This is a genomic window from Algoriphagus aestuariicola, assembly GCF_017254835.1.
Taxonomy (GTDB): Bacteria; Bacteroidota; Bacteroidia; order Cytophagales; family Cyclobacteriaceae; genus Algoriphagus; species Algoriphagus aestuariicola.
Window position 1 is genome coordinate 1 of record NZ_JAFKCW010000005.1, and the last position, 24,228, is coordinate 24,228.

General features: G+C 49.8%; 20 protein-coding genes. 14 read left to right on the top strand and 6 right to left on the bottom strand.

Annotation, left to right across the window (positions count from 1 at the left end; all coding sequences use genetic code 11):
• Positions 1–125 precede the first annotated feature (125 nt).
• Positions 126–1,352 carry a metallophosphoesterase gene (locus J0A67_RS19330; protein WP_206571041.1) on the bottom strand — a complete coding sequence of 409 codons (1,227 nt, stop codon included), beginning with the start codon at positions 1,350–1,352 and terminating at the stop codon, positions 126–128.
• Between the two features lie 335 nt (positions 1,353–1,687).
• Between J0A67_RS19330 and J0A67_RS19335 the strand changes: the two genes are divergently transcribed.
• The gene (locus J0A67_RS19335; protein ID WP_206571042.1) at positions 1,688–2,998 is read left to right on the top strand and encodes a pyridoxal phosphate-dependent aminotransferase; all 1,311 of its coding nucleotides are present in this window, start codon (positions 1,688–1,690) and stop codon (positions 2,996–2,998) included.
• 44 nt (positions 2,999–3,042) lie between these two features.
• On the opposite strand, the gene J0A67_RS19340 is transcribed toward J0A67_RS19335, so the two are convergent.
• The gene (locus J0A67_RS19340) at positions 3,043–3,393 is read right to left on the bottom strand and encodes a four helix bundle protein (protein WP_206571043.1); all 351 of its coding nucleotides are present in this window, start codon (positions 3,391–3,393) and stop codon (positions 3,043–3,045) included.
• A 98-nt stretch (positions 3,394–3,491) separates the two neighbouring features.
• Positions 3,492–4,427, bottom strand: a complete 936-nt coding sequence (locus J0A67_RS19345) for a zinc dependent phospholipase C family protein (RefSeq protein WP_241265263.1) — start codon at positions 4,425–4,427, stop codon at positions 3,492–3,494.
• 213 nt (positions 4,428–4,640) lie between these two features.
• On the opposite strand from J0A67_RS19345, the gene rpsT reads away from it, so the two are divergent.
• The 7 genes from rpsT (at position 4,641) to rny (ending at position 11,121) form a co-directional block, all read left to right on the top strand.
• Positions 4,641–4,895 (top strand): 30S ribosomal protein S20, encoded by a 255-nt coding sequence (gene rpsT / locus J0A67_RS19350; RefSeq protein ID WP_206571044.1) that lies wholly within the window; start codon positions 4,641–4,643, stop codon positions 4,893–4,895.
• Between the two features lie 100 nt (positions 4,896–4,995).
• Complete coding sequence (gene radC / locus J0A67_RS19355) at positions 4,996–5,691, top strand: RadC family protein (protein ID WP_206571045.1); 696 nt, start codon at positions 4,996–4,998, stop codon at positions 5,689–5,691.
• An 89-nt stretch (positions 5,692–5,780) separates the two neighbouring features.
• Positions 5,781–6,398, top strand: coding sequence for a DUF1684 domain-containing protein (locus J0A67_RS19360; protein WP_206571046.1), 618 nt, complete (start codon positions 5,781–5,783; stop codon positions 6,396–6,398).
• A 107-nt stretch (positions 6,399–6,505) separates the two neighbouring features.
• A complete protein-coding gene (gene pheT, locus J0A67_RS19365; RefSeq protein ID WP_206571047.1) occupies positions 6,506–8,917 on the top strand; it encodes a phenylalanine--tRNA ligase subunit beta in 2,412 nt (803 codons plus the stop codon).
• 2 nt (positions 8,918–8,919) lie between these two features.
• Complete coding sequence (locus tag J0A67_RS19370; protein WP_206571048.1) at positions 8,920–9,204, top strand: hypothetical protein; 285 nt, start codon at positions 8,920–8,922, stop codon at positions 9,202–9,204.
• A gap of 1 nt (position 9,205) precedes the next feature.
• The gene (locus J0A67_RS19375; protein ID WP_206571049.1) at positions 9,206–9,490 is read left to right on the top strand and encodes a cell division protein ZapA; all 285 of its coding nucleotides are present in this window, start codon (positions 9,206–9,208) and stop codon (positions 9,488–9,490) included.
• Between the two features lie 65 nt (positions 9,491–9,555).
• A complete protein-coding gene (gene rny / locus J0A67_RS19380; protein WP_206571050.1) occupies positions 9,556–11,121 on the top strand; it encodes a ribonuclease Y in 1,566 nt (521 codons plus the stop codon).
• A 75-nt stretch (positions 11,122–11,196) separates the two neighbouring features.
• Here the strand turns inward: rny and J0A67_RS19385 are convergent, their stop codons facing one another.
• Genes J0A67_RS19385 through kduI form a run of 3 tightly spaced genes read right to left on the bottom strand, consistent with a single transcriptional unit; the run spans position 11,197 to position 13,887 of the window.
• Entirely contained in the window at positions 11,197–12,213 is a 1,017-nt protein-coding gene (locus J0A67_RS19385; protein WP_206571051.1) for a LacI family DNA-binding transcriptional regulator, read from the bottom strand.
• Between the two features lie 40 nt (positions 12,214–12,253).
• Positions 12,254–13,045, bottom strand: a complete 792-nt coding sequence (locus J0A67_RS19390; protein WP_206571052.1) for a gluconate 5-dehydrogenase — start codon at positions 13,043–13,045, stop codon at positions 12,254–12,256.
• Between the two features lie 2 nt (positions 13,046–13,047).
• Positions 13,048–13,887 (bottom strand): 5-dehydro-4-deoxy-D-glucuronate isomerase, encoded by an 840-nt coding sequence (gene kduI, locus J0A67_RS19395; RefSeq protein WP_206571053.1) that lies wholly within the window; start codon positions 13,885–13,887, stop codon positions 13,048–13,050.
• Between the two features lie 260 nt (positions 13,888–14,147).
• On the opposite strand from kduI, the gene J0A67_RS19400 reads away from it, so the two are divergent.
• The 6 genes from J0A67_RS19400 to J0A67_RS19425 all read left to right on the top strand — a co-directional run bounded on the left by J0A67_RS19400 (position 14,148) and on the right by J0A67_RS19425 (position 24,129).
• Positions 14,148–15,398, top strand: coding sequence for a DUF4861 domain-containing protein (locus J0A67_RS19400; protein ID WP_206571054.1), 1,251 nt, complete (start codon positions 14,148–14,150; stop codon positions 15,396–15,398).
• 58 nt (positions 15,399–15,456) lie between these two features.
• Positions 15,457–18,486 (top strand): SusC/RagA family TonB-linked outer membrane protein, encoded by a 3,030-nt coding sequence (locus J0A67_RS19405; RefSeq protein ID WP_241265264.1) that lies wholly within the window; start codon positions 15,457–15,459, stop codon positions 18,484–18,486.
• Positions 18,487–18,514: 28 nt separating this feature from the next.
• Positions 18,515–20,197 carry a RagB/SusD family nutrient uptake outer membrane protein gene (locus tag J0A67_RS19410; RefSeq protein WP_206571055.1) on the top strand — a complete coding sequence of 561 codons (1,683 nt, stop codon included), beginning with the start codon at positions 18,515–18,517 and terminating at the stop codon, positions 20,195–20,197.
• Positions 20,198–20,274: 77 nt separating this feature from the next.
• Entirely contained in the window at positions 20,275–21,498 is a 1,224-nt protein-coding gene (locus tag J0A67_RS19415; RefSeq protein WP_206571056.1) for a glycoside hydrolase family 88/105 protein, read from the top strand.
• A 3-nt stretch (positions 21,499–21,501) separates the two neighbouring features.
• A complete protein-coding gene (locus tag J0A67_RS19420) occupies positions 21,502–22,485 on the top strand; it encodes a pectinesterase family protein (RefSeq protein WP_206571057.1) in 984 nt (327 codons plus the stop codon).
• Positions 22,486–22,518: 33 nt separating this feature from the next.
• The gene (locus tag J0A67_RS19425; protein WP_206571398.1) at positions 22,519–24,129 is read left to right on the top strand and encodes a glycoside hydrolase family 43 protein; all 1,611 of its coding nucleotides are present in this window, start codon (positions 22,519–22,521) and stop codon (positions 24,127–24,129) included.
• The last annotated feature ends 99 nt before the right edge of the window (positions 24,130–24,228 follow it).

The window sequence follows — 24,228 nt, forward strand, 5'->3', positions numbered from 1 at the left end:
GAATAGTAACACTTGTAAAAACAGTAAGTGAAAAGTACTGTGCCTAACAATGCATATAAATCATGCCGGCAGAAGTTGATGATTAATTATTAATTTGGTCTGCCGGCACGCTTTATATGCGAACGTTACTTCTTCCTCAACTCCAGTACCGTGATCTCCGGCCATATCCCTACCCGACCCGGAAAGGCCAAAAATCCAAAGCCGCGGTTGACATGCAGGTAGCGGCCCAGCTCCTTGTATAGCCCCGCCCATTTGGGATAGCGGAAGGAGACCGGGCTCCACTTGATAAGTCCGGGGATCTCTATTCCAAACTGCATCCCATGGGTATGTCCGCTAAGCGTGAGGTGGATAAATTGGGAAAAGCTTTTGACCTGCTCATCGAAGTGGGAGGGATCGTGGCTCATCAGGATCTTAAAACTTCGCTCGTTGAGGTTTGCGGTAGCTTTTGGCAGGTCTCCATGCTGCGCAAAGCCTTTTCCCCAGTTTTCCACGCCAATCAGGTCTATGCTGGAATTTCCCTTTTCAATTTGGACACTTTCGTTGCGAAGCAACCGAAAGCCCAGTTCTTTCTGGATTTCATAGAGCCGATCCAAATTCGCTCGCTTGGCTTCTTGGCTCGGCCAGGACATGTAGTCTCCATAGTCGTGATTGCCGAGGATGGAAAACTTGCCCATCGGAGCTTTCAGCTTGTTGAAAGTGTCGATCCAAGGCTCCATTTCGCCAGCATGGTTGTTGACCAGATCTCCGGTGAAGAGGATGACATCGGATCCCTGCTGGTTGATCAGGTCTACACCGTATTCCAGCTTCTTTTTGTTGTCAAAGCTTCCGGAGTGGATGTCCGAGATTTGGGTGATGGTGAAGCCGTCAAACTCCTCCGGTAGGTCGTCGAATTCCAGCGTATGATTGACCACCCGGTAGCGGTATTTGCCGATCAATACGCCGTGTAGTATTCCCAAGAAAGGGATCGCGGAGAGTACCAAGGCCGTTTGGCTGATAAATTTTCGTCGCTCGGGCAAAAAGCCCTCCCTGTCATTTCCGCTGACGGATTGAAATATTCCGGTGACAAAGCGAAGTACGTCTTCGCCAAACAGGATGGCAAGGATAATTAGCTTGGGAAGGATGGAAAGGACCAAAAGGGATATAAGCCTGCCAAAATTCAAGCCGATACTACCCCGGTCGAAGGTCATGAAAACAAAGATGGTAAACAGGTAGATGGCGATGGAAAAGAGCCAGAAGCCCACCTTAACCCAAGTTTGGGTTGGAAATAGCGTCTTGAATGCCTGGTAGGAATACCAGTCGATTAGTCCTAGAAAGAGCAGGAATATGAGAATTCGAAGAAGAACAGGGATCACTGGAGCAGGAGCTTGTTATAAAGGAATAGGTTTGAAGGGGCAATGCGCATTTTGGGCTAGAATATCTGAACGCAGTGGGAGAAAGCAGGTTGGGAATTCTGAATGGTAAAGTGGGAAGGCTGAAATCTGAAGTCTGAAAGCTGAATGATAGTTGGCAGTAGCAGTTGGTAGATCTGGTAATCGGAAAGTCGGAAGTCACAAGTCTGAAAAACGTCATCGCGGGGGAGGGGCAGGGAATTTTGGCACTGGCAGGCATGCTATTGGCCATTTTACTGAATTATCAATTCTCTTTTCCTTTTCTTTGCAGCGGAATTTTTTTCCAAACCTATTGACCTATGAGACAGCTACTCCTTAGACCCGGTGCTGAAGAACTGAACTATGAAATCCGCGGGATTGTAAAGAAAGCGAGGCAGATCGAAGCGCTTGGCTACACCATGACTTGGGAAAACATCGGCGACCCCATCCAGAAACACAATACGGTGCCAGCCTGGATGAAGGAAATCATTGCGGATCTGCTTAAGGAGGATAAGACCTACGGCTACGCAGATTCCAAAGGAGTGCTGGAAACCCGAAAATTCCTGGCCGGTCTCAACAATGAAAAAGGAGGTACGCTGATCTCCGCTGAGGATATCCTTTTCTTCAATGGGCTGGGTGATGCCATCGCCAAACTGTACCAGTTCCTGATTCCGACCGCCCGCATTATCGGGCCTTCACCGGCTTACTCCACTCACAGTTCTGCCGAAGCGGCACATGCCAATACCGCACCGATCACTTACAAGCTCGATCCAGACAACCAGTGGTTGCCGGATATGGAAGACTTGTACTTGAAGGTGAAATACAATCCGTCCATTGTCGGCATCCTGATCATCAATCCGGACAACCCGACGGGGATGGTCTATCCTAAGGAAGTATTGGAAGACTTTGTGAAGATTGCCGAAGAGTTTAACCTTCTCCTGATCACCGATGAGATCTACCAGAATATCACCTATAACGGGATCAAGGCTGTGGCTCTTTCCGAGGTGATAGGAACTCGGCCTGCGATTTCTCTCAAGGGGATATCCAAGGAATTTCCCTGGCCGGGAGCTAGATGCGGCTGGATGGAGTTTTATAACCGAGAGGCTTCCAAGGAATTTTCCAAGCTTTGCCAGACTTTGGAAAACGCCAAGATGATTGAGGTTTGCTCCACTATCTTGCCTCAATTGGCAATCCCGAGGATCATGAGTCATCCGGAATACCAAGCCTATCGAGAGCTGGCCAATGAACAGATCGGAAAGCGATCCGACTGGATGCGGGAGATTCTTGGCGATATTCCGGGGATCAAATTCAATCCAACGCAAGGGGCCTTTTACAACACCATCGTGTTTGACGAGAATCTGCTTTCTCCAAACCAGTCACTACCCGTCGAAGATCCGAAGCTTCAAGTGCTTCTTGATACTTGGCTGGATGACCCGGAAATGCCTTTGGATAAGCGCTTTGTATACTATTTGCTCGTCTCCGAGCGGATCTGTGTGGTGCCGATATCATCTTTTTGCTCAGATCTGAGAGGCTTCCGAGTGACGCTGTTGGAGGAAGATGAAGAGGTGTTCAAAGACACGTTTAGGAGACTGGGAAAAGCGATCGGACAGTATTTGAAGTCAGAAAGCTGAAGTGTGAATTCTGAAAGCTGAAGCGAGAAATCTGAAAAAGGCTCTTAGGAGTTCTTTTTTGCGTTTATGACCATGGTGGTAAATATCGCAGTCAATTCATCAGCTTCTTTTATAAGTGGTGAGGTGATTTCCTTTGAGGGCAATTCGCTCTCTTGGATAAGTTCAAGCCAAAATACAGTTTCGTCCGCTTCTTCCTGAACAATGGACAATTTGGAAATGAATTCAGCTCTGCTACGTCCCCTTTGGGAAGAACGATAATTGGCGCCAATAGAGGTGGCGGATCTCAATACCTGCCTCCCAAGTTCAAATCCAGCGGTGGTTTTCGGGAGCTCTGAAACAAACTTGATGATTTCCAAGGCAAATATTTTGGTTCTTGTTTTCAAGTCTCTATCCATAAGGTTGAATTAGTTGTTGTGGATTGTGTCTTCCAAATTCGGCTTTTTGACTTCAGCCTTCTCGCTTCAGCTTTCTCACTTCAGCCTTCTCGCTTCAGCTAATGCTCCCTGACCTTCAGCTTAGGATCTGCGTTTGTCTTTTCTTCTTCTACCGCAGTCTGCCCTAGAGTTTTCAAGTCCGGTTGTCCGGCATTGATCCAGGCGGTGTACCAAAAGTCGGCGATCATCTTGATGGATTTGCGCATTTGCCGTTCGACCATTCCATCCAATGCCTTGTCATAGGATTCGGTGAACTCCCTGGCGTATACCCGGACTGTCAAGCCATTTCTCTCCTCATAGCTGTATTTCTGGTCCTCCGGAAATTGCTGGCTGAGTTGCCTTTCCAAAGCCAAGACGCTGTCGACCTGAGAGTGGGCAATTGCCACGGCATCCCAGATCGCCAATTGGGGCTTTTCTACATATTCCGCTTTCCCTATCCAAAGCGAATAGTCGGAGGCAAGCAGTTCCGGTACGCGGCTCTCCCAAAAACCATGGATACCCTCCTGCCCGGTGAGTTGGCCATTGTAGTTTTTGGTGGTGTGAAGTGGGACGTTGAGGTCGCCGAGGTAATGGCCCAGATCTGCCGAAAACCTTAGAATAGCTGAGGCATTCTTTTCCTCAAAAGCGCTAGTGAGGCTTAGCATGGTCCGATAAGCGCTCCAGGGTCCTATCCCATGATTGCGCAGGCTGTCCTCCGTGAATTTTTCAATCGCTTCCGGCCAATATTTGGGGGGCAAGACCAAAGCGCTGTCCCCGTAGATATCCAGATCGATAAAGTGTTTTTCGGCCTCTCCGGCTACCGCATATCTTCTTTTGTCGGGATTGACCGCATTTTCAGCGATGAATTCGATGTGGCTTTTGTAAAACCCGACCATCTCCGGAGGAAGGGAGAATACCGCTTGTCTATTAATCAGGGAATGGGCGTAAAATCCCCAATCCCCATCTCCCCGGGGTAGAAAAAGAAGGAGAAATGCCCAGATCGTATAAAGCCTCATTCCTGAAAATAGTCAAAACAATTGTCTTTTTAAGGTTTAAAAAAGTCTATATTTGCAGCCTGTTTTGCTGTTTGGGCCAAATATTCTGGTTTGGGATAAGGCGGATAGAAAAGGAATGTTTAAAATTCCTTTGGCAGAATTAATTATTTACAATAACTTTGCACTCCAATTCGGAATAGGGGAACGTAAAGAAATTTAAGTTAAAAACGAGATATGGCAAATCACAAATCAGCTCTTAAGAGAATTCGTGCCAACGAAGCGAAGCGTTTGAGAAACAGATATCAAGCCAAAACCACTAGAACTTTCATCAAAAAGCTGAAAGCTGCTACGGACAAAGTAGAAGCGATGGAGCTTTACAAGAAGGTTGTTTCTATGCTGGACAAATTGGCGAAGAAGAATGTGATCCACAAAAACAACGCTAGTAACAAGAAATCTAGATTGGCCAAGTTCGTGAACGCGATGGCTTGATTTCTAAAAGACTTTCTTATCAAAACCCTGCCCGAAAAGCAGGGTTTTTTTATTGTGCTTTTATAGGTAGATTTAGTTCAACTTTTTTTAGGCATTACCTATGAATCAGGCGACTTCGATCAAGATTTCCGAATTGGCGGAAGAGGATCGGCCCAGGGAGAAACTTTTGCTCAAAGGAAAATCCGTGCTTTCGGACGCAGAGCTGATCGCCATTCTGATCGGTTCGGGGACTAGGACGATGAGCGCCGTCGATCTCTCCAGAATGATCCTTCGTGAAGTGAACTACGACCTGGCTTCGCTAGCCAAACTATCGGTGAAAGACCTGATGAAATTCAAGGGAATCGGAGAGGCCAAAGCTATATCTATTGTCGCCGCACTTGAACTCGGAAGAAGAAGAAAGGAGCAGGAGCCCACTCCGCGCGTTAAGATTAGCAGTTCACAGGATATTTATGAGCTGATGAGGCCCGATCTTTACGATGAGGTGGTTGAGCATTTTTACCTGGTGCTTTTGACTCGTTCTAATTTCGTAATCAAAAAACATCTGATCAGCCAAGGTGGGACGAGCGGCACTGTGGTGGATGCGAAGGTGGTATTCAAGATAGCGTTGGAGCATCTAGCCCAATCACTTATTTTGGTCCACAATCACCCGAGTGGAAGTTTGTCGCCTTCCGAGCAGGACAAAAAATTGACCGAGCGACTGGTGAAAATTGGCCGTGACTTGGATTTGCCCGTCTTAGATCATGTGATATTTTCGGATCGTGGCTATTTTAGCTTCGCCGATGAAGGCATACTCTAGTTCATGAAACGCTCAAGCTGAAAGCTTTTGCAGATGGGTTAAGTATCCAGCGCGTTCCATCTGGCCATAGAAAAATCAATTACAGACAGATGAAAGCAAGTCAGATTATCCTAATAGTAGTGGGAATTGTGGTTGTGACCGCGGTGGGCTACATGTTTACCGCAGGGGAGACGCCTGAAGACTACATCGAAAAGATAGAAAAGGAGCGCGAGCGCCAGTATAAGTTCATCAGATTCAATATTGACTCACCGCTTACCGAGGAGCAGAAGGCCAAGTTTGCCTCTTTGACCTTTTATGACATCGATCCCTCCTATAAGGTAAAAGCAAGGCTACTGCCCATAGAAAACAAGAAAGTTAGGGAAGTGCCACTCACCGACGGCTCGATGCAGCGATACATCGAGCATTCCTACGCCGAGTTTGAATTGGGCGGAAAGACAAACAAGCTACTCCTTCTTCAGGCGATGGACGAGGCGGACAAGCGCAATTTTTTCCTGGCTTTTGCCGACGAGACCAGTGCCAAGGAGACCTACGGCGGTGGGCGCTACCTCAATGTGCGCCAAGATGGGAAGAACAGTATCACACTGGATTTCAATTTGGCCTATAATCCCTACTGCGCTTACAATCCAGACTACGCCTGTCCCATTCCTCCCAAGGAAAACCTTTTGGATATCGCGATAGCTGCGGGCGAGAAAAATTACAAGGAATAGACAAGCCCTCCTGCAATTCTTTTAAATTTGCCGGACTGATTTTGAAAAGGTGCCAACGCACCTTTTTTGTTAAAGACCAGGACTAATTTCCTGCTAAAATTAAGCTGATGAAAATCTCTATCAATAGACTCAAAACTTATATTCCACTCCCCGAAAGTCCCGAAGAAATCGCCGCCCTACTCACCCGGTCAGGCTTGGAAGTAGAGGGAGTGGAGAAGTTTGTTTCGGTACCGGGAGGCTTGGAAGGAGTCGTCATCGGAGAGGTGCTTTCTTGCGAAAAGCATCCTGACGCGGACAAACTAAGCCTCACCTCCGTGGACATCGGTACCGGAATCGTGCCCATCGTCTGTGGAGCTCCCAATGTGGCCAAAGGCCAAAAGGTAGTGGTAGCCACAGTGGGGGCAAAACTATACCCTTCAGAAGGAGAGCCCTTTGAAATCAAAAAAGCCAAGATCCGCGGGCAAGTTTCTGAGGGAATGATCTGCGCGGAAGACGAGATCGGAATTGGCTCATCCCACGCCGGCATCATGGTGTTGGACACCGACCTTCCCAACGGGACACCTGCTTCCGAGTATTTTGAAGTTTCCCAGGACCATATCCTCGAGATTGGATTGACTCCCAACAGGGCCGATGCGGCTTCCCACCTTGGAGTTGCGCGCGATCTTCAGGCGCTATTGGGAAGAGAAGTGGCTTTGGGTCAAGAAGAACCGTTGGCTGTTGAGAAATCTGGTCCTTCCATTACGGTAGAGGTAGAAAATGCGATCGATTGCCCAAGGTATGCCGGTGTTGTATTGACTGATTTGAAAGTTGGTCCTTCTCCCCAGTGGCTGCAAAACTTCCTCCGGTCCCTCGATCTTGAGCCGATCAACAATGTGGTGGACATCACCAATTTTATCCTGCATGATCTAGGGCAGCCGCTCCATGCCTTTGACGCGGACAAGATTGCCGAAGGAAAAATCATCGTCGGAAAGCTTCCCAAAGGGACTCCTTTCGTGACACTCGATGGAAAAGAACGCAAGCTTTCAGGGGAGGAACTCATGATCAATGACGCCCAAGGAGGGATGTGCATCGCCGGAATTTTTGGAGGTGAGCATTCGGGAGTAAGTGAGGGGACCACTTCCATCTTTCTGGAATCGGCTTATTTCTCGCCGGACGTGATTCGGAAAGGCTCTCAGGTCCATGGCCTGAAGACCGACGCTTCCTTCCGCTTCGAGCGGGGAACTGATCCCAATATGCCGGTATACGCTTTGAAGAAGTCAGTGGCTTTGCTTCAGGAACTCGCCGGGGCAAAAGTCGCCTCGGAGATTGTCGATTTGTATCCGGACCCTATCCAGGACTTTGTCGTGGAGGTGAGCTACGGCCATGTCAATCGACTGATCGGAAAGAAAATTGAACCTTCCGAGGTCAAGTCAATCCTAGAAAGTCTGGAGATCAAAGTAGCAAATGAGACGGCCGATGGCTTTACCGCCATCGTCAAGCCTTACCGTGTGGATGTCACCCGCGAGGCGGATATCATCGAGGAAATTCTTAGGATCCATGGATTCCATCAAGTTGAACTTTCAGAAAATCTAAAGACGGATTACCTCGCGGAGCATCCGGTAAAAGATCTAAACAAACTTCAGTACCGCCTCAGCGAGATGCTGGCAGGACAAGGGTATTTTGAGTTGATCACCAACAGCCTGACCAAGCCCGTCTATGCAGAGAAGTCGGGTTACCTCGATCCCTCGGTCAATGTGGAGATCTTTAACAAACTCAGCGAAGACTTGGGCGTGATGCGGCAGACCTTGCTGTTTAGCGGACTGGAAGTTTTAGCTCACAACATCAACCGTCGTCAGACCGATCTCAAGTGCTTTGAGTTTGGTACGGTCTATCAAAAAGCAACTGAGGGATACAAAGAGGGGCGTAGGCTGGCAATTTTTCATTCCGGCAACCGTTCTTCTGAGAGCTGGATCGAGCCCGAGCGGGCTTTTGGCTTCTCGGATATCTATGCCACGGTCGAGCGAATCCTCGAAAGGCTGAATATAGACTTGGGACAGGTGAGCATGAAAGAGTCCGCACCTTTGGCTTATGGCTTGACTTTAAAGCTAGGAGAGAAGGAGCTGGGGACTGTCGGCCTTGTGGATGAGAAGATCCTGAAGCTTGCCGAAGTGCGTCAGGAGGTTTGGTTTGCGGAGCTGGATTGGGATCTTTTGGCTAAGAAAGCTTCCGGATTGAAGAAGTATGGCGAAATCTCCAAGTTTCCCGAGGTGCGCAGGGATCTTTCCCTGGTGATCGACCGCTCGGTCACCTACGCCGAGGTCAAAAATGTAGCCGAAAAAGCGGGAGGAAAGCTGGTGAAACGGATTGGCGTATTTGATGTATATCAGGGGGACAAGATCGATGCGGGCAAAAAAGCCTATGCCTTGAGCTTTCACCTACAGGACCAGGAAAATACGCTTACCGACAAGGTAATTGACAAAACTATGAGTAAATTGATTCAGGCCTTCCAGGATCAGGTGGGCGCCATCATCAGAAGCTAAAAATGATTCACGAGGAACTGCAAAAATTGGAAAAGCTAGCCGTGCAGGCGGGCAAAAAAATCGAGTCCATGAGTGCTGACAATGAGCAGTTAAGGGCTCGAGTGGCTCAGCTTGAGCAAGAAATCCATCAAAAAGAGCAGGAAATCCATCATTTTAAAAATAAGATTAAAATTAGTAACATTGTGGACAACCGACCGGTGAATCCAGAGGATGCCACCGAAATGAGTGACTTAATCAATAATTATATACAAGAAATCGATCATTTGATCACTTACCTTTCCGAATGATATGGAGACGCTGGCCATCAGAGTGAAAATCGGAGAAAGGGAGTATCCCATGCGTGTGCGGCCTGAAGACGAGGCTAAAATCAGACATGCGGGAAAACTGATTAATGAAAAATTGAGGAAGTATAAAGCCGAATTTGGTCTGGATGACGTACAGGATCTGCTGGCCATGGTCGCCTTTGACTGTATGGTAGAGTCACTAGAGACCAACGAGGTCAATGCCGAAGATAGCGAGCATATCCGCAAAAGCATTTCCCATATCTCAGCCTTGCTGACCAAGGCTGTTTGATTATTGATATCCACTTATTTCTGGGATTTTCGGAGCCGGTAGGGAGTATAACTATATAAACACCTATGGCAGACGTACTATTTATCATCCTTGCAGCCCTGGCGGGGCTTGGCGGGGGTGCCGCATTGGCGGGATTTTTCATCAAAAATAAAAATGCAAAGCTGGAAGAAGAAACCAAAGAGAGGGTAAAATCCATGCTTAGGGAGGCGGAACTTTCCGCAGAGACGATCAAAAAAGACCGCATTTTGGAAGCTAAGGAAAAGTTTCTAAAGCTTAAGAGTGAGTTTGATGAGGAGATGAACAACAAGAAGAGCATCATCATCACCAACGAAAACAAGGTCAAGCAACTCCAGCAGCAAGTTGCAAAAGAACAGGAAGTACTCAAGCGCAAAGAGGCGGAATTGGATAGCAAAAAAGAGAACCTCAATGCGCAGCTGCATGCGGTGCAGGTGAAAAAGGAAGAACTCGACAGGGTCACCAACCAACGCATCGCCGATCTGGAAAAGGTGGCCGGACTGACACGGGAGGAAGCGAGAGACCAGATCGTGACCATGCTCACCGAAGAGGCACAGACTAAGGCTTCTTCCCAAATCAAGGATATCCTCGACGAGGCCAAGCTGACTGCGACCAAGCAAGCCAAGAAGATCGTACTCGACACGATCCAGCGTACTGCCACAGAGCACGCTGTGGAAAACTGCGTATCCGTCTTCAACATCGAGAGTGACGATATCAAGGGCAAAATCATCGGGCGTGAGGGACGCAACATCCGGGCCCTGGAAGCGGCGACCGGCGTGGAAATCGTCGTTGACGATACGCCTGAGGCAATCATCATTTCAGGCTTTGATCCGGTGAGAAGGGAGATAGCCAGACTTTCCTTGCACAGACTGGTGCAGGATGGCAGAATCCACCCAGCCCGTATCGAAGAGGTGGTAGCCAAGACCGAGAAAAATATAGAAGAAGAGATCGTGGAGATCGGCGAGAGAACCTGCATAGACCTCGGTATCCATGGCCTTCATCCGGAGCTGATCAAAATGGTCGGCAGAATGAGATTCAGGTCCTCCTATGGACAAAACCTGCTACAGCACTCCCGCGAGGTGGCAAAGCTTGCCTCAACCATGGCGGCTGAGATGGGCTTGAACGCCAAACTTGCCAAGCGTGCCGGCTTGCTGCACGATATCGGGAAAGTTTGGCCTGAAGAACAGGAGCTGCCCCACGCCATCCTCGGGATGGAGCTGGCCAAGCGCTACAAAGAACATCCTGAAATCTGCAATGCCATTGGAGCCCACCATGATGAGATCGAGATGACTTCGATGATCTCGCCGATTGTACAGGCATCGGATGCGATCTCTGGTTCAAGGCCTGGGGCTCGTCGAGAGATCATGGACAGCTATGTGAAAAGACTGAAAGAACTGGAGGAACTGGCTCTTGGATTTGATGGGGTAAACAAATGCTTCGCGATGCAGGCCGGGCGTGAGCTTAGAATCTTGGTTGACGCTGACAATGTCGACGATCAAAAAGCAAGCAAACTCTCTTTTGACATTTCCCAGAAAATCGAAAAGGAAATGCAGTACCCGGGTCAGATCAAGATCACGGTGATTCGGGAAATGCGCGCGGTCAATTACGCGAGATAAGGGCTGGATCGCTATCAAAGAAAATGGCAACCTCAAATCGAGGTTGCCATTTTTGTTCGGGCAAGAGAGTGGGGATTACTTGGAAGACTCTCGGATGATAAGTTCCGGTTTCAGAATTGTCTTCTTTGAGACAGCTTCAAGAGCCTTGCTGTTCAGGATTTCGAAGAAGGTCTCGGCGGTGATCTTGCCCATCGCAATGCTTTTTTGATCTACCGTGGTGATGGTAGGATCGGTAAAGGAGGTGAAGGGCTCGTTTCCAAATCCTACCAGTTTGACTTTTCCGGGCACTGCGATACCGTGGCTTTTGAGGACTTGGAGGGCCCCCATGATAGCGTAGTCGGCGGATGAAAAGATTCCGTCAAAGTCGAGTTTCTTCTCCAGGATTTCCTCGGTGAGTCTTCTGCCGTCTTCCAGCTGCATACTTCCGTAGAGGATCAATGCGGGGTCGACTTCCAGTCCATTGGCTTTCAGGGCGTCTTCGTAGCCACGTTTCCTTTCCGTGTAAATGTTGATGCGCTGTAGGTTGGTAAAGTGGACAATTCTCCTGCATCCGCTTTTGATCAGGTGGTCAACCGCCTGATAAGCGCCGAGGTAGTCGTCAAGTATGACGTGGCTTACATCCAGCACATCCGCCGTTCTGTCAAAGAGCACCAAAGGGATTCCTTTTTCGATGACTTTCAGAAAGTGGTCAAAATTTTCGGTTTCCTTGCCAAATGAGGCGATGATTCCATCCACTCTCGCGTTAAGCAAGGCCTCTACGTTTTGGACCTCCTTTTCATATTCGTCGTAGGACTGGGAGATGATGATCTTGTAGTTGAAGACATTGGCGAGATCTTCAATTCCCCGGATCACTGAGGAAAAGAAATTTCTGTTGGCGGTAGGGACGATGACCCCGATCAGCCGGCTTTTGCCGCTGCGCAGCGCTGAGGCGATGTGGTTGGGCTGGTAGTTGATCTGCTTGGCTACCTTCTGTACTCTCTTTTTGGTCTCTTCCGAAATCCGCGGATTGTTGTTCAGTGCCCTTGAGACCGTGCTGGCTGTGATGTTGAGTTTCGCGGCGATCTCATGGATGGTTGCCTTTTTGTTTTTCATTAGATAGGTATGGGCGATTGTTAATGGCGCGAGGTCTAGGCTATTGTTCCCCGACGGGCTTTCCTATGGTAGCGAGTATGCCCCCGTCCACGTAGAGAATCTGGCCATTGATGAAATCGCTGGCAGAACTTGCGAGAAATACGGCGGCGCCTCCCAGGTCTTCGGGGTTTCCCCATCTGGCTGCGGGCGTGCGGTTGATGATGAATTCATTGAAAGGATGTCCGTCCACTCGTATCGGAGCCGTCTGCTCTGTCGCAAAATATCCGGGACCGATTCCGTTGACCTGAATATTGTACTTTGCCCATTCAGTAGCAAGGTTTCGGGTCAACATTTTCAATCCTCCTTTTGCAGCAGCATAGGCACTGACAGTATTTCGGCCCAATTCGCTCATCATCGAACAAATGTTGATGATTTTTCCCCCAGATTTGCGATTTATCATGGATTGTGCAACCCGCTGTGACATGATAAATGGAGACACCAAGTCCACGTCCAGAATTTTTCGGAAATCAGCAGGATCCATCTCCAGAGCCGGGGTGCGTTGGATCATGCCCGCGTTGTTTACCAGTATGTCTATCGGCCCTATTTCCCGCTCGATCCTCCCGATCGCCTGATCTACGGTCAGCGCGTCGGTGACATTGAAGAGAAAAGGATGGGCGATTATTCCGACCTTTTCATATTCTGCCAAGGCAGCTTCCATCTTGGATGGTGTATGGCCATTGACCACCAAAGTGGCGCCATAGCTTGCCAAGGCTTTGGCCATGGCCATCCCGAGTCCGTGCGTCGCGCCAGTTACCAACGCAACTTTTCCGCTGAGATCAAAATTCGGCTTCATGGTTATTTCAGTTCTGTAGGCTTGACCGCATCCATGTCTCCGTAGTCCATGTTTTCGCCGGCCATTCCCCAAATGAAAGTATAGTTTGACGTTCCCGCCCCGCTGTGAATCGACCAAGGAGGGGAGATGATCGCTTGGTGGTTTTTCATCCAAACCACGCGGGTCTCATCCGGACGCCCCATGAAGTGCGCCACTGCGTTGTTTTCACTCAAGTCAAAATAGAAATATGCTTCCATGCGCCGGTCGTGGGTGTGGCTGGGCATGGTGTTCCATACGGAGCCAGGTTTGAGTTCTGTCATTCCCATCTGCAGCTGGCAAGTCTCCACGACGGAATTCACCAAGAGCTTGTAGATGGTGCGATGGTTGGAATTTTCCAAGGAACCAAGAGTGACGACTTCTGCCTCGGCTGTGGTTATTTTCTTGGTTGGGCAGCTTTTGTGGGCTGGCGCGGAGTTGAAGTACAGGTAGGTGTCTCCGGATTTGCTAGGGTAGAAGATCACTTCCTTCACGCCCTTTCCGATATACAGCGCTTCTTTGTGTCCGAGTTCGTAGGTAGTCCCATCTGCCGAGATCTGCGTTGGGCTTCCTACGTTGATGATTCCGATTTCCCGTCTTTCCAGAAAAAACTTGGCCTTGTTCTGTTCGATCGCCGCCAAAGCTACGGGCTGATCCACGGGATGGATTCCCCCCACGATCAGTCTGTCCTCCAAACTGTATACACCGCTAAGCTGGTTAGGTTGGAAGATATCCCCGAGGAGGAACTTTTCTCTGATTTCTTTGGTAGAGTATTTCTTGAAATCCTCCGGATGTGAGGAATATCGGGTTGAAACAGGGTTAGTCATCTTGAGTTTGATGTAATCGTTTGCGCAATATATGATAATTTTTCACAATTGGAAAAATTGAATTCAAGCATTTATATCGCCATATTGTAAAGCGTAGAAGCTTTATTTTGATATTTCCTATGTTTTGACAAACAATATGGAATAAGACGGCTGTATTGAAATTTTTGATGAAAGGTTTTTATTTATACAATCGATTGTACAACTTGTTGCCCTCGAAGCATAGTTCGATCGAGTGTCCAGAAAGTTTTTAAGTATATTTCATGAACCCAAGATACCAACGAATAGTCAGCCGTGCACTCTGTGCAGGCGTTTATAGCCTTGTTGTTTTGCAGGCGGAAGGCGCTTTTAGCCAACAGGCCGTGAAGGAAGTGTCTCTGGTACTTACCAATCCCACGGATCTTCCGCGAGAGCATGGGATGGTCACGCTTTCCTCCGACATTCTCCCGGGCATTTCCAAAGATTCCGTATTTGTAGTCTATCAAGACGACTTAGAGTTGCCATCCCAATGGATCAGCGAACCATCATTTCAGGGCCTTGGCTTTGTGGTCCCAATTATCAACTCCGCCCAGTCGGTGGATATTCGGCTTAGGGCTTTTGCAAAAGATGCCAAGAAAAACTATCCCAAAAGAACTCAGGCCGAACTGTCGCACAAAGTTGGGGGGCATTTTGAAAACCGGGAATATATTGGAGGCCACTTCGTAAATGTGGACTCCCTGCACGTGCCCAAGGAGCACACCGACCATTCTTGGTTTATCCGCTATGAAGGGCCCGGCTGGGAGTCGGATTTGGTGGGCTATCGCTTCTATCTCGACTGGAGAAATGGCATCGACGTCTTTGGTAAAAAAGTAAAGAGGCCAGTTCTCCAGGATGTCGGCCAAGATGGTTTTGACTCCTACCACGAGCCGGCAGAATGGGGGATGGATGTATTGAAAGTAGGAAAAACACTCGGACTCGGAAGTATTGCCGTCTGGGAAAATGGACAAGCCCGGAGGGTAGACGAGACGGACAGCCTATATGCGGAGATTACCGAAAACGGCCCGGTGTACTCCTCGGTTTTGACCAACTATTATGGATGGAATCTGCAGGGTGGCAAAACGGATATCCGTTCGCAAATCTCTATCCACGCGGGTACGCGGCTTTCCAAAATACAACTGACTTCTTCCGCCCCTATCCAGAATTTTGCCACCGGTCTGATCAAAGACCCCAAAGCTGAATTGTTCAAAAGCAATTCGGATCTGCCTTTTGGCTACATCGCCACCTATGGAAAACAAAGTTTGGCGGACGATAACCTTGGCATTGCTGTAATCTTTCCCAAGGCCGAGCTATTGGAGCTGACAGAGGACACGCTTTCCCATGTAGCCGTATTTACCGGTGAAAAGAAGACGCTCACCTACTACATCCTCGCCGCTTGGGAGCAGGAGCCAGGCGGCATTAGGAGTAAGGAGGAGTTTGAAAAATACCTGAATCAACAGCTGCTGGAATTATCCTATCCGCTCGAGGTGAAGAGATAGCCTGAAGTTTTTGTAAAACGCTAGAAATCAAAATTCAATAAATCCCAAAACAAGTCCTATGAATAAAATCCTTAACCCAAAACCGGTGCAAAAGCTGGCGGCAATGCTTGCTGCCTCTTATGCTTCCAAATTATGGGTGGCAATTTTCTTTTTTGTCGCCGTGCAATCGATTGCCTTGGCCCAAACTAAGGTAGTGACAGGTAGAGTAACCACGCCTGACGACCCGGAGGGCCTACCAGGCGTGTCGGTAGTTTTGAAGGGAACTACGACAGGCACTACTACTGACCTGGATGGTCGCTACGAAATCCAAGTGCCAAATACCGGTGCGACACTTGTTTTTTCCTTTATTGGATTTGTTACCGAAGAGGAAGCTGTGGAAAACCGAAGCCAGATTGACGTACAGTTGAGTGCCCAACTGCAGGATCTCGGGGAGGTCGTCGTCGTGGGCTACGGAGTCGTCAAGAAGTCAGACTTGACCGGATCAGTTGTTTCTGTGAGAAATGAAGATCTGACCGCCATCCCCGTGACAAACGCACTGGAGGTCATGCAGGGCAAGGTTCCGGGTCTGGACTTGACCAAATCGAGCGGGCAGGCTGGAGCTGGTCTTAACCTGCGGATTCGCGGCAACCGCTCCCTCAATGCAAGTAATCAGCCATTGGTGCTGGTGGATGGGATCATCTACGGTACTTCCATGGACGTCAACCCAAATGACATTGCGTCCATCGAAGTGTTGAAAGACGCCGCTTCGACCGCGATATATGGTACGCTCGGCGCCAATGGCGTAATCCTCATTACGACCAAGCGTGGGTCCAAGGGCAAAGCCAAAGTCTCACTCAACAGCTATTACAGCGTTCAAAGTCTGGAGAGCTACGACCACATCATGACCGCATCTGAGTGGGTGGACCTACGTAGGGAGTCGAGAAGGACAGTCGGTGAGTGGTCAGGGCCAGAGGATGATGCCAATATCTTTGTGCCCCAGCAATTGGAAAACTTCCAGAATGGAATCTATTCCGACTGGGCTAGCGAACTGCTCAGCAACGGATCCCAGCAAAACCATCAGGTGAGCGTGGCCGGAGCCGACGACAAAGTCAGCTACTACTTTTCAATGGAATACTTTGACGAGAAGAGCTTGTTCAAAAACGATGAATTCGAGCGCTACAGTGGCCGGATGGCGGTAGACTACAAGGTTTCCCCCAAACTCCAGCTTTCCACGAGCCTCATGTACACCCTGCGGGACCAGGATAGGAGAAGGGATCCGCTCAACTGGGCCAACAAAATCAGCCCATTAGGACCCGCCTACGACGAAGAAGGAAATGTCATCCCGTTGCCTTTGGGCGATGCGACGACGGTCAACCCACTCAATGACGAGCAGCCCGGAAACTATGTGGACAATGAGGTCAACCGTAGGTTTTTCGGAAACATCAGCCTCGACTGGAAGCCGACAACAACAGTCGCTTTCACGTCCAGGTTGGGACTTGACAACACCAATTCCAGACGTGGTGTCTTCATGGGCGTGAACACAATTGACGTGGGGCCTGACGGCATGACCGTCGCAAGGGCCACAAATAACCTGTTTTCGCGCCTGACTTGGGAGAATTTTGCGACCTACAGCAAGGGCTTTGGCGACCATGACCTGCAAGTGCTATTGGGGCAAAGTATCTGGAGAACCAATTCGGAAAGCTACTTCGCCGAAGGACTCGACCTCTTGTCACCTACCATGTTGTTTTACAATCTTGGGGCCGCACAGCAGGGCATCAGGATCAACAGTTCGCTGAGCGAGAGTGCCTTGGCGTCGTTTTTTGCCAGAGTCAACTACAAATACAAAAACAAATATCTGTTTAACGGAGTCCTGAGAACTGATGGCTCATCCGTCCTCGCACCAGGAAACAAATGGGGCTTTTTCCCTTCTGCTGCCGTCTCGTGGATCATGAAGGAGGAGGGCTTTTTGGCCAACAGCTCCACGGTCAGCGAGATGAAAATGCGACTCAGCTACGGCGTCTCCGGCAACTCCGGGGTGGATCCTTACCAGACCTTGGGTGGGCTGAGCAAAAGCACCTATGCCTGGGATCAGGGTTCTTCTGAAGTCGCTGCCTTCGGATACTACCCTTCTCTGATCGCTGCCTCCAATCTGGGCTGGGAAGAGACCGCTTCACTCAACATTGGGCTTGACTTCGGGTTTTTCAACAACCGTCTCACCGGTACCCTCGACCTCTATGAACAAAACACCAGCGGCTTGCTCATGGAGCGTGCCGTACCTGCCACCTCCGGTTTCACCAGCTCCTGGGACAATATTGGCAAAACCCGTAACCGGGGAGTGGAAGTAATGCTGAGCTCCGTCAACGTAGATTCTCGGAGCGGATTCAGCTGGAATACCGATGTGACTTTTGCACGCAACAAAGAAGAAATCATCGAGTTGGTCGAAGGCGATCGGGACCTTGCCAACGGATGGTTTGTCGGCTATCCGATTTCCTCCTACTTCGACTACGAGAAAATCGGGATTTGGCAGCTAGGCGAAGAAAGCCAGGCTGAACAAAACCAACAGGTAGTGGGTGAGATCAAAGTTCGCGACCAAGACGGGGACGGAATCATCACTCCGGACGACAGAAAGATTTTGGGAAGCAACGTGCCCAGATTCAACCTCGGTATCAACAACCGATTCGAGTTTAAAGGCATTGATCTTACGGTCTTCGTATTTGCCAGGGACGGCAATATGATCGTCAGTGAAGCCTATGGCTCCTACAAGATAGACGGAAGGGAAAATGGACCCCGCGTGGACTACTGGACTCCGGAAAACCCGACCAACGCCTATCCAAGACCCAATGCCGGCACCAGCCCTGGCAATGCGCGCTATTTCTCGACATTGCGATATGCGGATGGCTCCTTTATCAAGATTCGGGACATTACCTTGGGATATAACCTGCCACTATCCGTGCTAGAAAAGCTCTCGATCTCCAGGTTGAGGGTGTATGCTACCGCAAAAAACTTCTTTGTCTGGAGCAATATGGATGGCTATGATCCGGAGAGAGGTGGTAATCTCAGCTTCCCGATGACTCGACAGTTGATGTTAGGAATCAATGTCGATCTGTAAACCTCAATAACCCAAAAAATCGAAAACCATGAAAAAAATAGGAAATATCATTTTGGCTCTGAGTCTTTCCGCAGGCCTAGTCTCCTGCGAAGGATTCTTGGAAGAAGACAACAAGACTGGGCTGACTGCCGATGGCTACTATGTCACGGCGGAAGGGATTGAAGCTTTGGTCAACTCCTGCTATACGCCGATGAGGTTTTGGTATGGCAAGGAACATGGCATCACGCTTTCCGAGATGGGAACGGACATCTTTACGCGAGCCAATGGGATGGAAAATCCGCCTTTGGCACTGTACAACGCGGACCTCAACGGTCAAAATGGACAGATCAATTTCTATTGGACTAGGCTCTATTCCGCCCTCAATGCCACCAATGCCGCGGTAGGTAGACTACCCGAGTCACCTTTGACCGAGTCGCAAAAGACGCTGCGACTGGCCGAAGTACGTTTCCTTCGGGCATTTTACCTATGGCATATCGTGGAGACTTGGGGCGGAGTACATCTTTCGCTGGAGGAAGTGACTGAGGTACAGACCACCGCCACCCGAACTCCAGTTGATGAGTTTTATCGACAGATCTTCGAGGATCTCCAGTTTGCGATGGACAACTTGCCGGAGGTCAGCGAGCAGTACGGAAGGGTGACCAAGCCCGCGGCAGAGGCCTTTGCCGCACGCATGCACTTGACGCGCGGCAACCATGCAGAAGCTTCTCGCTTGGCGAAGAAAGTAATCGAATCCTATGGGTTTGAGTTGGAAGAATCCTATGCAGCGCTGTGGGATATCAACAATGTACGCAATTCCGAGGCGATTTGGATTGTAAACTTCACGGCTGACCTGATCTTGAACAGAGAACTGGAGTCTCCAAGCGGGGACATCCTGATCCGGGACGGAGGCAACAACACTCATCTTTTCTACCTGATGACCTATGATCAGCTTCCGGGTATGTCTAGGGATATCGCCAATGGCCGTCCCTTTGCCCGCTTTATGCCGACTACCTTTCTTCTGGATCTCTTTGACGAGGAAATCGACAGCCGTTACCATGCCACCTTTCAGACGGTATGGTATAGCAATCGCCCGGGTACTTACAACCTTCCTTTGACCTCAGGCACCGAGACGAAATCTGTGACTTTTGCAGCAGGCGATACGGCGATTTTTGCCACCAAGTATCCGCTGACCAATGCCCAGAAGGACGCTTTGCCCTACACAGTCATCGACCGAAACAGAACCTACGATGAAAATGGGCTTCCAAGAGTGAGGGATCGCTACATCTCGCTGAGGAAATTCCTCGAGCCCAATCGCGCTACAGTCGCTCAGCAGCAAGGACAGCGCGACGCTTTCGTTATCCGATTGGCGGAGATGTACATGATCGTGGCAGAGGCAGAGCTCAATCTGGGAAATGTAGGCCAAGCGGTAGAATATTTCAACGCTGTGCGAAGAAGGGCTGCCTATCCCGGGCATGAGGCCGACATGGAGGTAGCTGCGGATGCGCTTACCATCGACTTGATCTTGGATGAAAAAGCCCGTGAGTTTGCCGGGGAACAGATCCGTTGGTTTGATCTTAAGCGTACTGGAAAGCTCGTGGATCGCGTGAAAGCGCACAATCCCGATGCCGCTCCCAATATTCAGGCTTTTCATAACTTGAGGCCTATTCCACAGCAGCAATTGGACGCAATCACCAACAAGTCTGAGTTTACGCAAAACGAAGGATATTTCTAATCATTCAACTGTGAAACAAAGCCGAGGCTTGCCAGCAAGTAGGCCTCGGTATTCTCATTAAAAAAAAAACGATTCCCATGAATAAGCCCTCCTCGATAGCCCGACTTTTCCTGATCCCCTTGGTCTTGGGCATTTGTTCCTGTAACTCCAAGTCTCCGGCGGAAGAACAAGCGGAGGTTCCGACCCGGCAAGAGAAAAAATATTCCATTCGGATGGCCGATTCGGAAATCGCCCGAAACCCCGAAGGCTGGACCATAGATTTTAACCAAAAGCCCAAGTGGGAATACACCCACGGCCTCATCATGAGTTCCATGCAGGCGGTCAGCAAGCAGTACGGCGAGGCGCGCTTTTTCGACTACACTAAGAAGTTTGCGGACTTCATGGTCGACTCGGCGGGAAATATCCTCACCTACAAAAAGACCGACTACAACATCGACCGGGTTAATGGAGGGAAGTTTTTGATTAACCTTTATACCGAGACCAAGGAGGAAAAATACAAGCTGGCGGTCGAGGAACTCCGCGACCAGATGCGTGAGCATCCCCGCAACTCGGAGGGTGGTTTTTGGCACAAGAAAGTCTATCCCCACCAGATGTGGCTCGATGGCCTCTACATGGGTTCGCCATTCCTGGCGCAGTATGCGGCGACTTTCGACGAGCCAGCGCTCTTTGACGACGTGGCAAACCAGATCTTAACCATGGACAAATATGGCTACAGTGAGGAAACCGGACTTTATCACCATGCCTACGATGAAAGTAAGTCCCAGAAGTGGGCCGATCCAGCTACGGGACTTTCGACCAACTATTGGGGTAGAAGCATTGGCTGGTACGCGATGGCGATAGTCGACGTGTTGGACTTCCTGCCGGAAAACCATCCGAAGCGTTCGGAAATCATTGCCGTAGCGCAAAAGCTGGCCAAAGGAATCGCCCGCTACCAAAGCTCCGAAGGTGTATGGTATCAGGTAGTGGACCAAGGCACGCGCGAAGGGAATTACCTGGAAGCTTCGGCTTCGTCCATGTTTACCTACTTCTTGCTCAAGGGACACGCTAAGGGCTATCTCGATGCGGAAGATCTCAAAAACGGGCAAAAGGCTTATGAAGGATTACTCAAGGAATTTGTCGTGGAGAATCCGGATGGCAGCCTCACGCTGACCAAGATCTGCGGCGTCGCTGGTCTGGGCGGCAATCCCTATCGCGACGGCAGCTATGAGTATTATGTGGGCGAGGTGATCCGGGAAAATGACCCCAAGGGCGTAGGGCCCTTCATCCTGGCTTCCTTGCAATATGAGGAGTTAAATAAGTAAACCATGAAGCGAATCCTTTCAGTACTGACTTTGTGCCTGCTGTCCATGCTTGCACAAAGCCAGGATTTTGATTTTGTCGTGGCCAAAGACGGTTCGGGAGACTTTGCGACCATCCAAGAGGCTTTTGATGCGGTGCCGGACTTTCGCAAAAACGAAACCCGGATCCAGCTCAAGCCGGGCGTCTACAAGGAAAAGCTGGTTTTGGCCAATTCCAAGACGAATGTGGTGTTGATCGGTGAAAATCCGAAGACCACCATCGTGACCTTCGACGATTTTGCCCAGAGGAAAAACAAGTTTGGGGAGGAAATGGGCACTACGGGCTCTTCCAGCTTCTTCGTGTTCGGGGACGGCTTTTTTGCAAAAAACATCACCTTCGAAAACTCCGCAGGCCCTGTCGGCCAAGCGGTTGCCGTGAGGGTGACTGGAGATAAAGTAGTCTTCGAAAACTGCCGCTTTTTGGGATTCCAAGACACGCTCTATCCACAAGGGGATCGCAGTAGGCAGTATTACAAAGATTGCTACATCGAGGGGACAGTGGATTTCATCTTCGGTTGGTCCACCGCGGTATTCGATCATTGCGAGATATTTTCCAAAGCGCCCAGCGGCTATGTGACCGCTGCATCAACCAACGAGGGAACCCCCTTTGGCTTCGTTTTCTTGGACTGCAAACTGACAGGGGATTCTCCGGAGCACTCTGTCTACCTCGGCAGACCTTGGCGTGATTTTGCAAAAACAGCCTTTATCAATACAGAAATGGGTTCGCATATCAAGCCAGAGGGCTGGCACAACTGGAGCAAGCCTCAAGCAGAGCAGACGGCCTTTTATGCGGAATTTGAGTCAAAAGGAGAAGGTGCTTCTCCGCCTACTCGGGTAGCTTGGTCGCATCAGCTTTCTGCAGAGGAAGCGGAAAAATATACCGTTCAGAATGTTTTGTCAGGGGCAGACCAATGGAATCCTTTGGTGATAATAGAAAAATACAACAAGTAAAAAGTGAAGTTTAGTACAATCAAATACACTGCGATGGTGGTTGCAGTGATGGCCGTTTCCCAAAACAGCTTTGCCCAACAAAATCAACAAATATCCAAGGTTTGGGTAGCCGACCAGGGCGACGGTACTTACATCAATCCCATTCTGCATGCAGACTACTCCGATCCGGACGTGGTGCGCGTAGGGGAGGATTTTTACATGACCGCCTCCAGCTTCAACGCGACGCCGGGCCTTCCGATTCTGCATTCCAAGGACCTGGTCAACTGGACGCTGGTGAACTATGCGCTGCCCAGGCAGGTGCCGCTGAATCATTTCTCCAAGCCCCAGCATGGAAATGGTGTGTGGGCGCCGTCCATACGCTACCACGAAGGTGAATTTTACATCTATTGGGGAGATCCGGATTTTGGGATTTACATGGTGAAAACCAAAGATCCGCTTGACGCGTGGGAGGAGCCGGTCCTCGTGGAGGCCGGAACGGGCCTGATCGATCCCTGTCCGCTTTGGGATGAGGACGGCAAGGCTTATCTCTCTCATGCGTTTGCAGGCAGTAGAGCAGGGATCAAGAGCGTTCTCGTGGTCAAGCCCATGAACTGGGAAGGAACCAAAACAATGGGCTCCGGAATAATGGTGTTCGATGGTCACGATGCCCATCCGACAGTGGAGGGCACGAAGTTTTATAAGCGGAACGGATATTACTACATCTTCGCACCCGCGGGCGGAGTGGCGACCGGCTGGCAACTGATTCTGAGGTCCAAAAATCCCTATGGGCGCTACGAGGAGCATATTTCCCTAGCTCAAGGCGAGACGCCGATCAATGGCCCACATCAAGGGGCTTGGATAGATACCGATCAGGGTGAAGATTGGTTTGTGCATTTCCAGGATGTGGAGGCTTATGGGCGTATCACGCACCTACAGCCTATGGTATGGAAAACCGACTGGCCGACCATGGGTGAAGATCCCGACGGAGACGCCACGGGCCAGCCGGTATTAAAATACAAGAAACCGAAAGTGGGTGTCAAAGCGCAAATAGCCACGCCAGCTGACTCGGATGAGTTTGAGGGCGATGATATAGGCCTGCAGTGGCAGTGGCAGGCAAATCCTGAGGCGACTTGGGCCTTTGCCAACCCTGCCGATGGAAAGCTGAGACTTTTCACCGCAAAGCTACCCGAAGGAGCCAAAAACCTCTGGGATGCACCCAATCTGCTATTGCAGAAGTTTCCCGCAGAGGTATTCACAACAACAACTTCCTTGAAATTTACCCCAAACCCCAAACTGATAGGCGAGCAGGTCGGACTGATTGTGATGGGGATGAGCTATGCTTATCTGGCTTTGGAGAGCGGGGAAGAGGGAATCTATCTGAACTACGTCTCCTGTCTAGACGCCGAACACGGCAAGACAGAATCCAAAAAGCTAATCGCGAAATTGGAAGGGAATGAGATACAGTTTCGGGTGAAAGTGGGAAAAGGTGGAATTTGCAGCTTTTCCTATTCCGAGGACGGAAAGAAATTTACCACGATAGGCGAAACCTTCACGGCGGTTCCCGGAAAGTGGATAGGCGCCAAGGTCGGCCTTTTCGCCACGCGTACCACCCAGACCAACGATAGTGGCTTTGCCGATGTGGATTGGTTTAGGGTAGGGAAGTAGGAGGTTAGGAAGTCGGATTTCGCGAATTCGAAGGGTGGTTTCGGGAATTTGATCAGTAGGGCATCGACTCCGCTCAGCCTGACAATAACTCGACTTCGC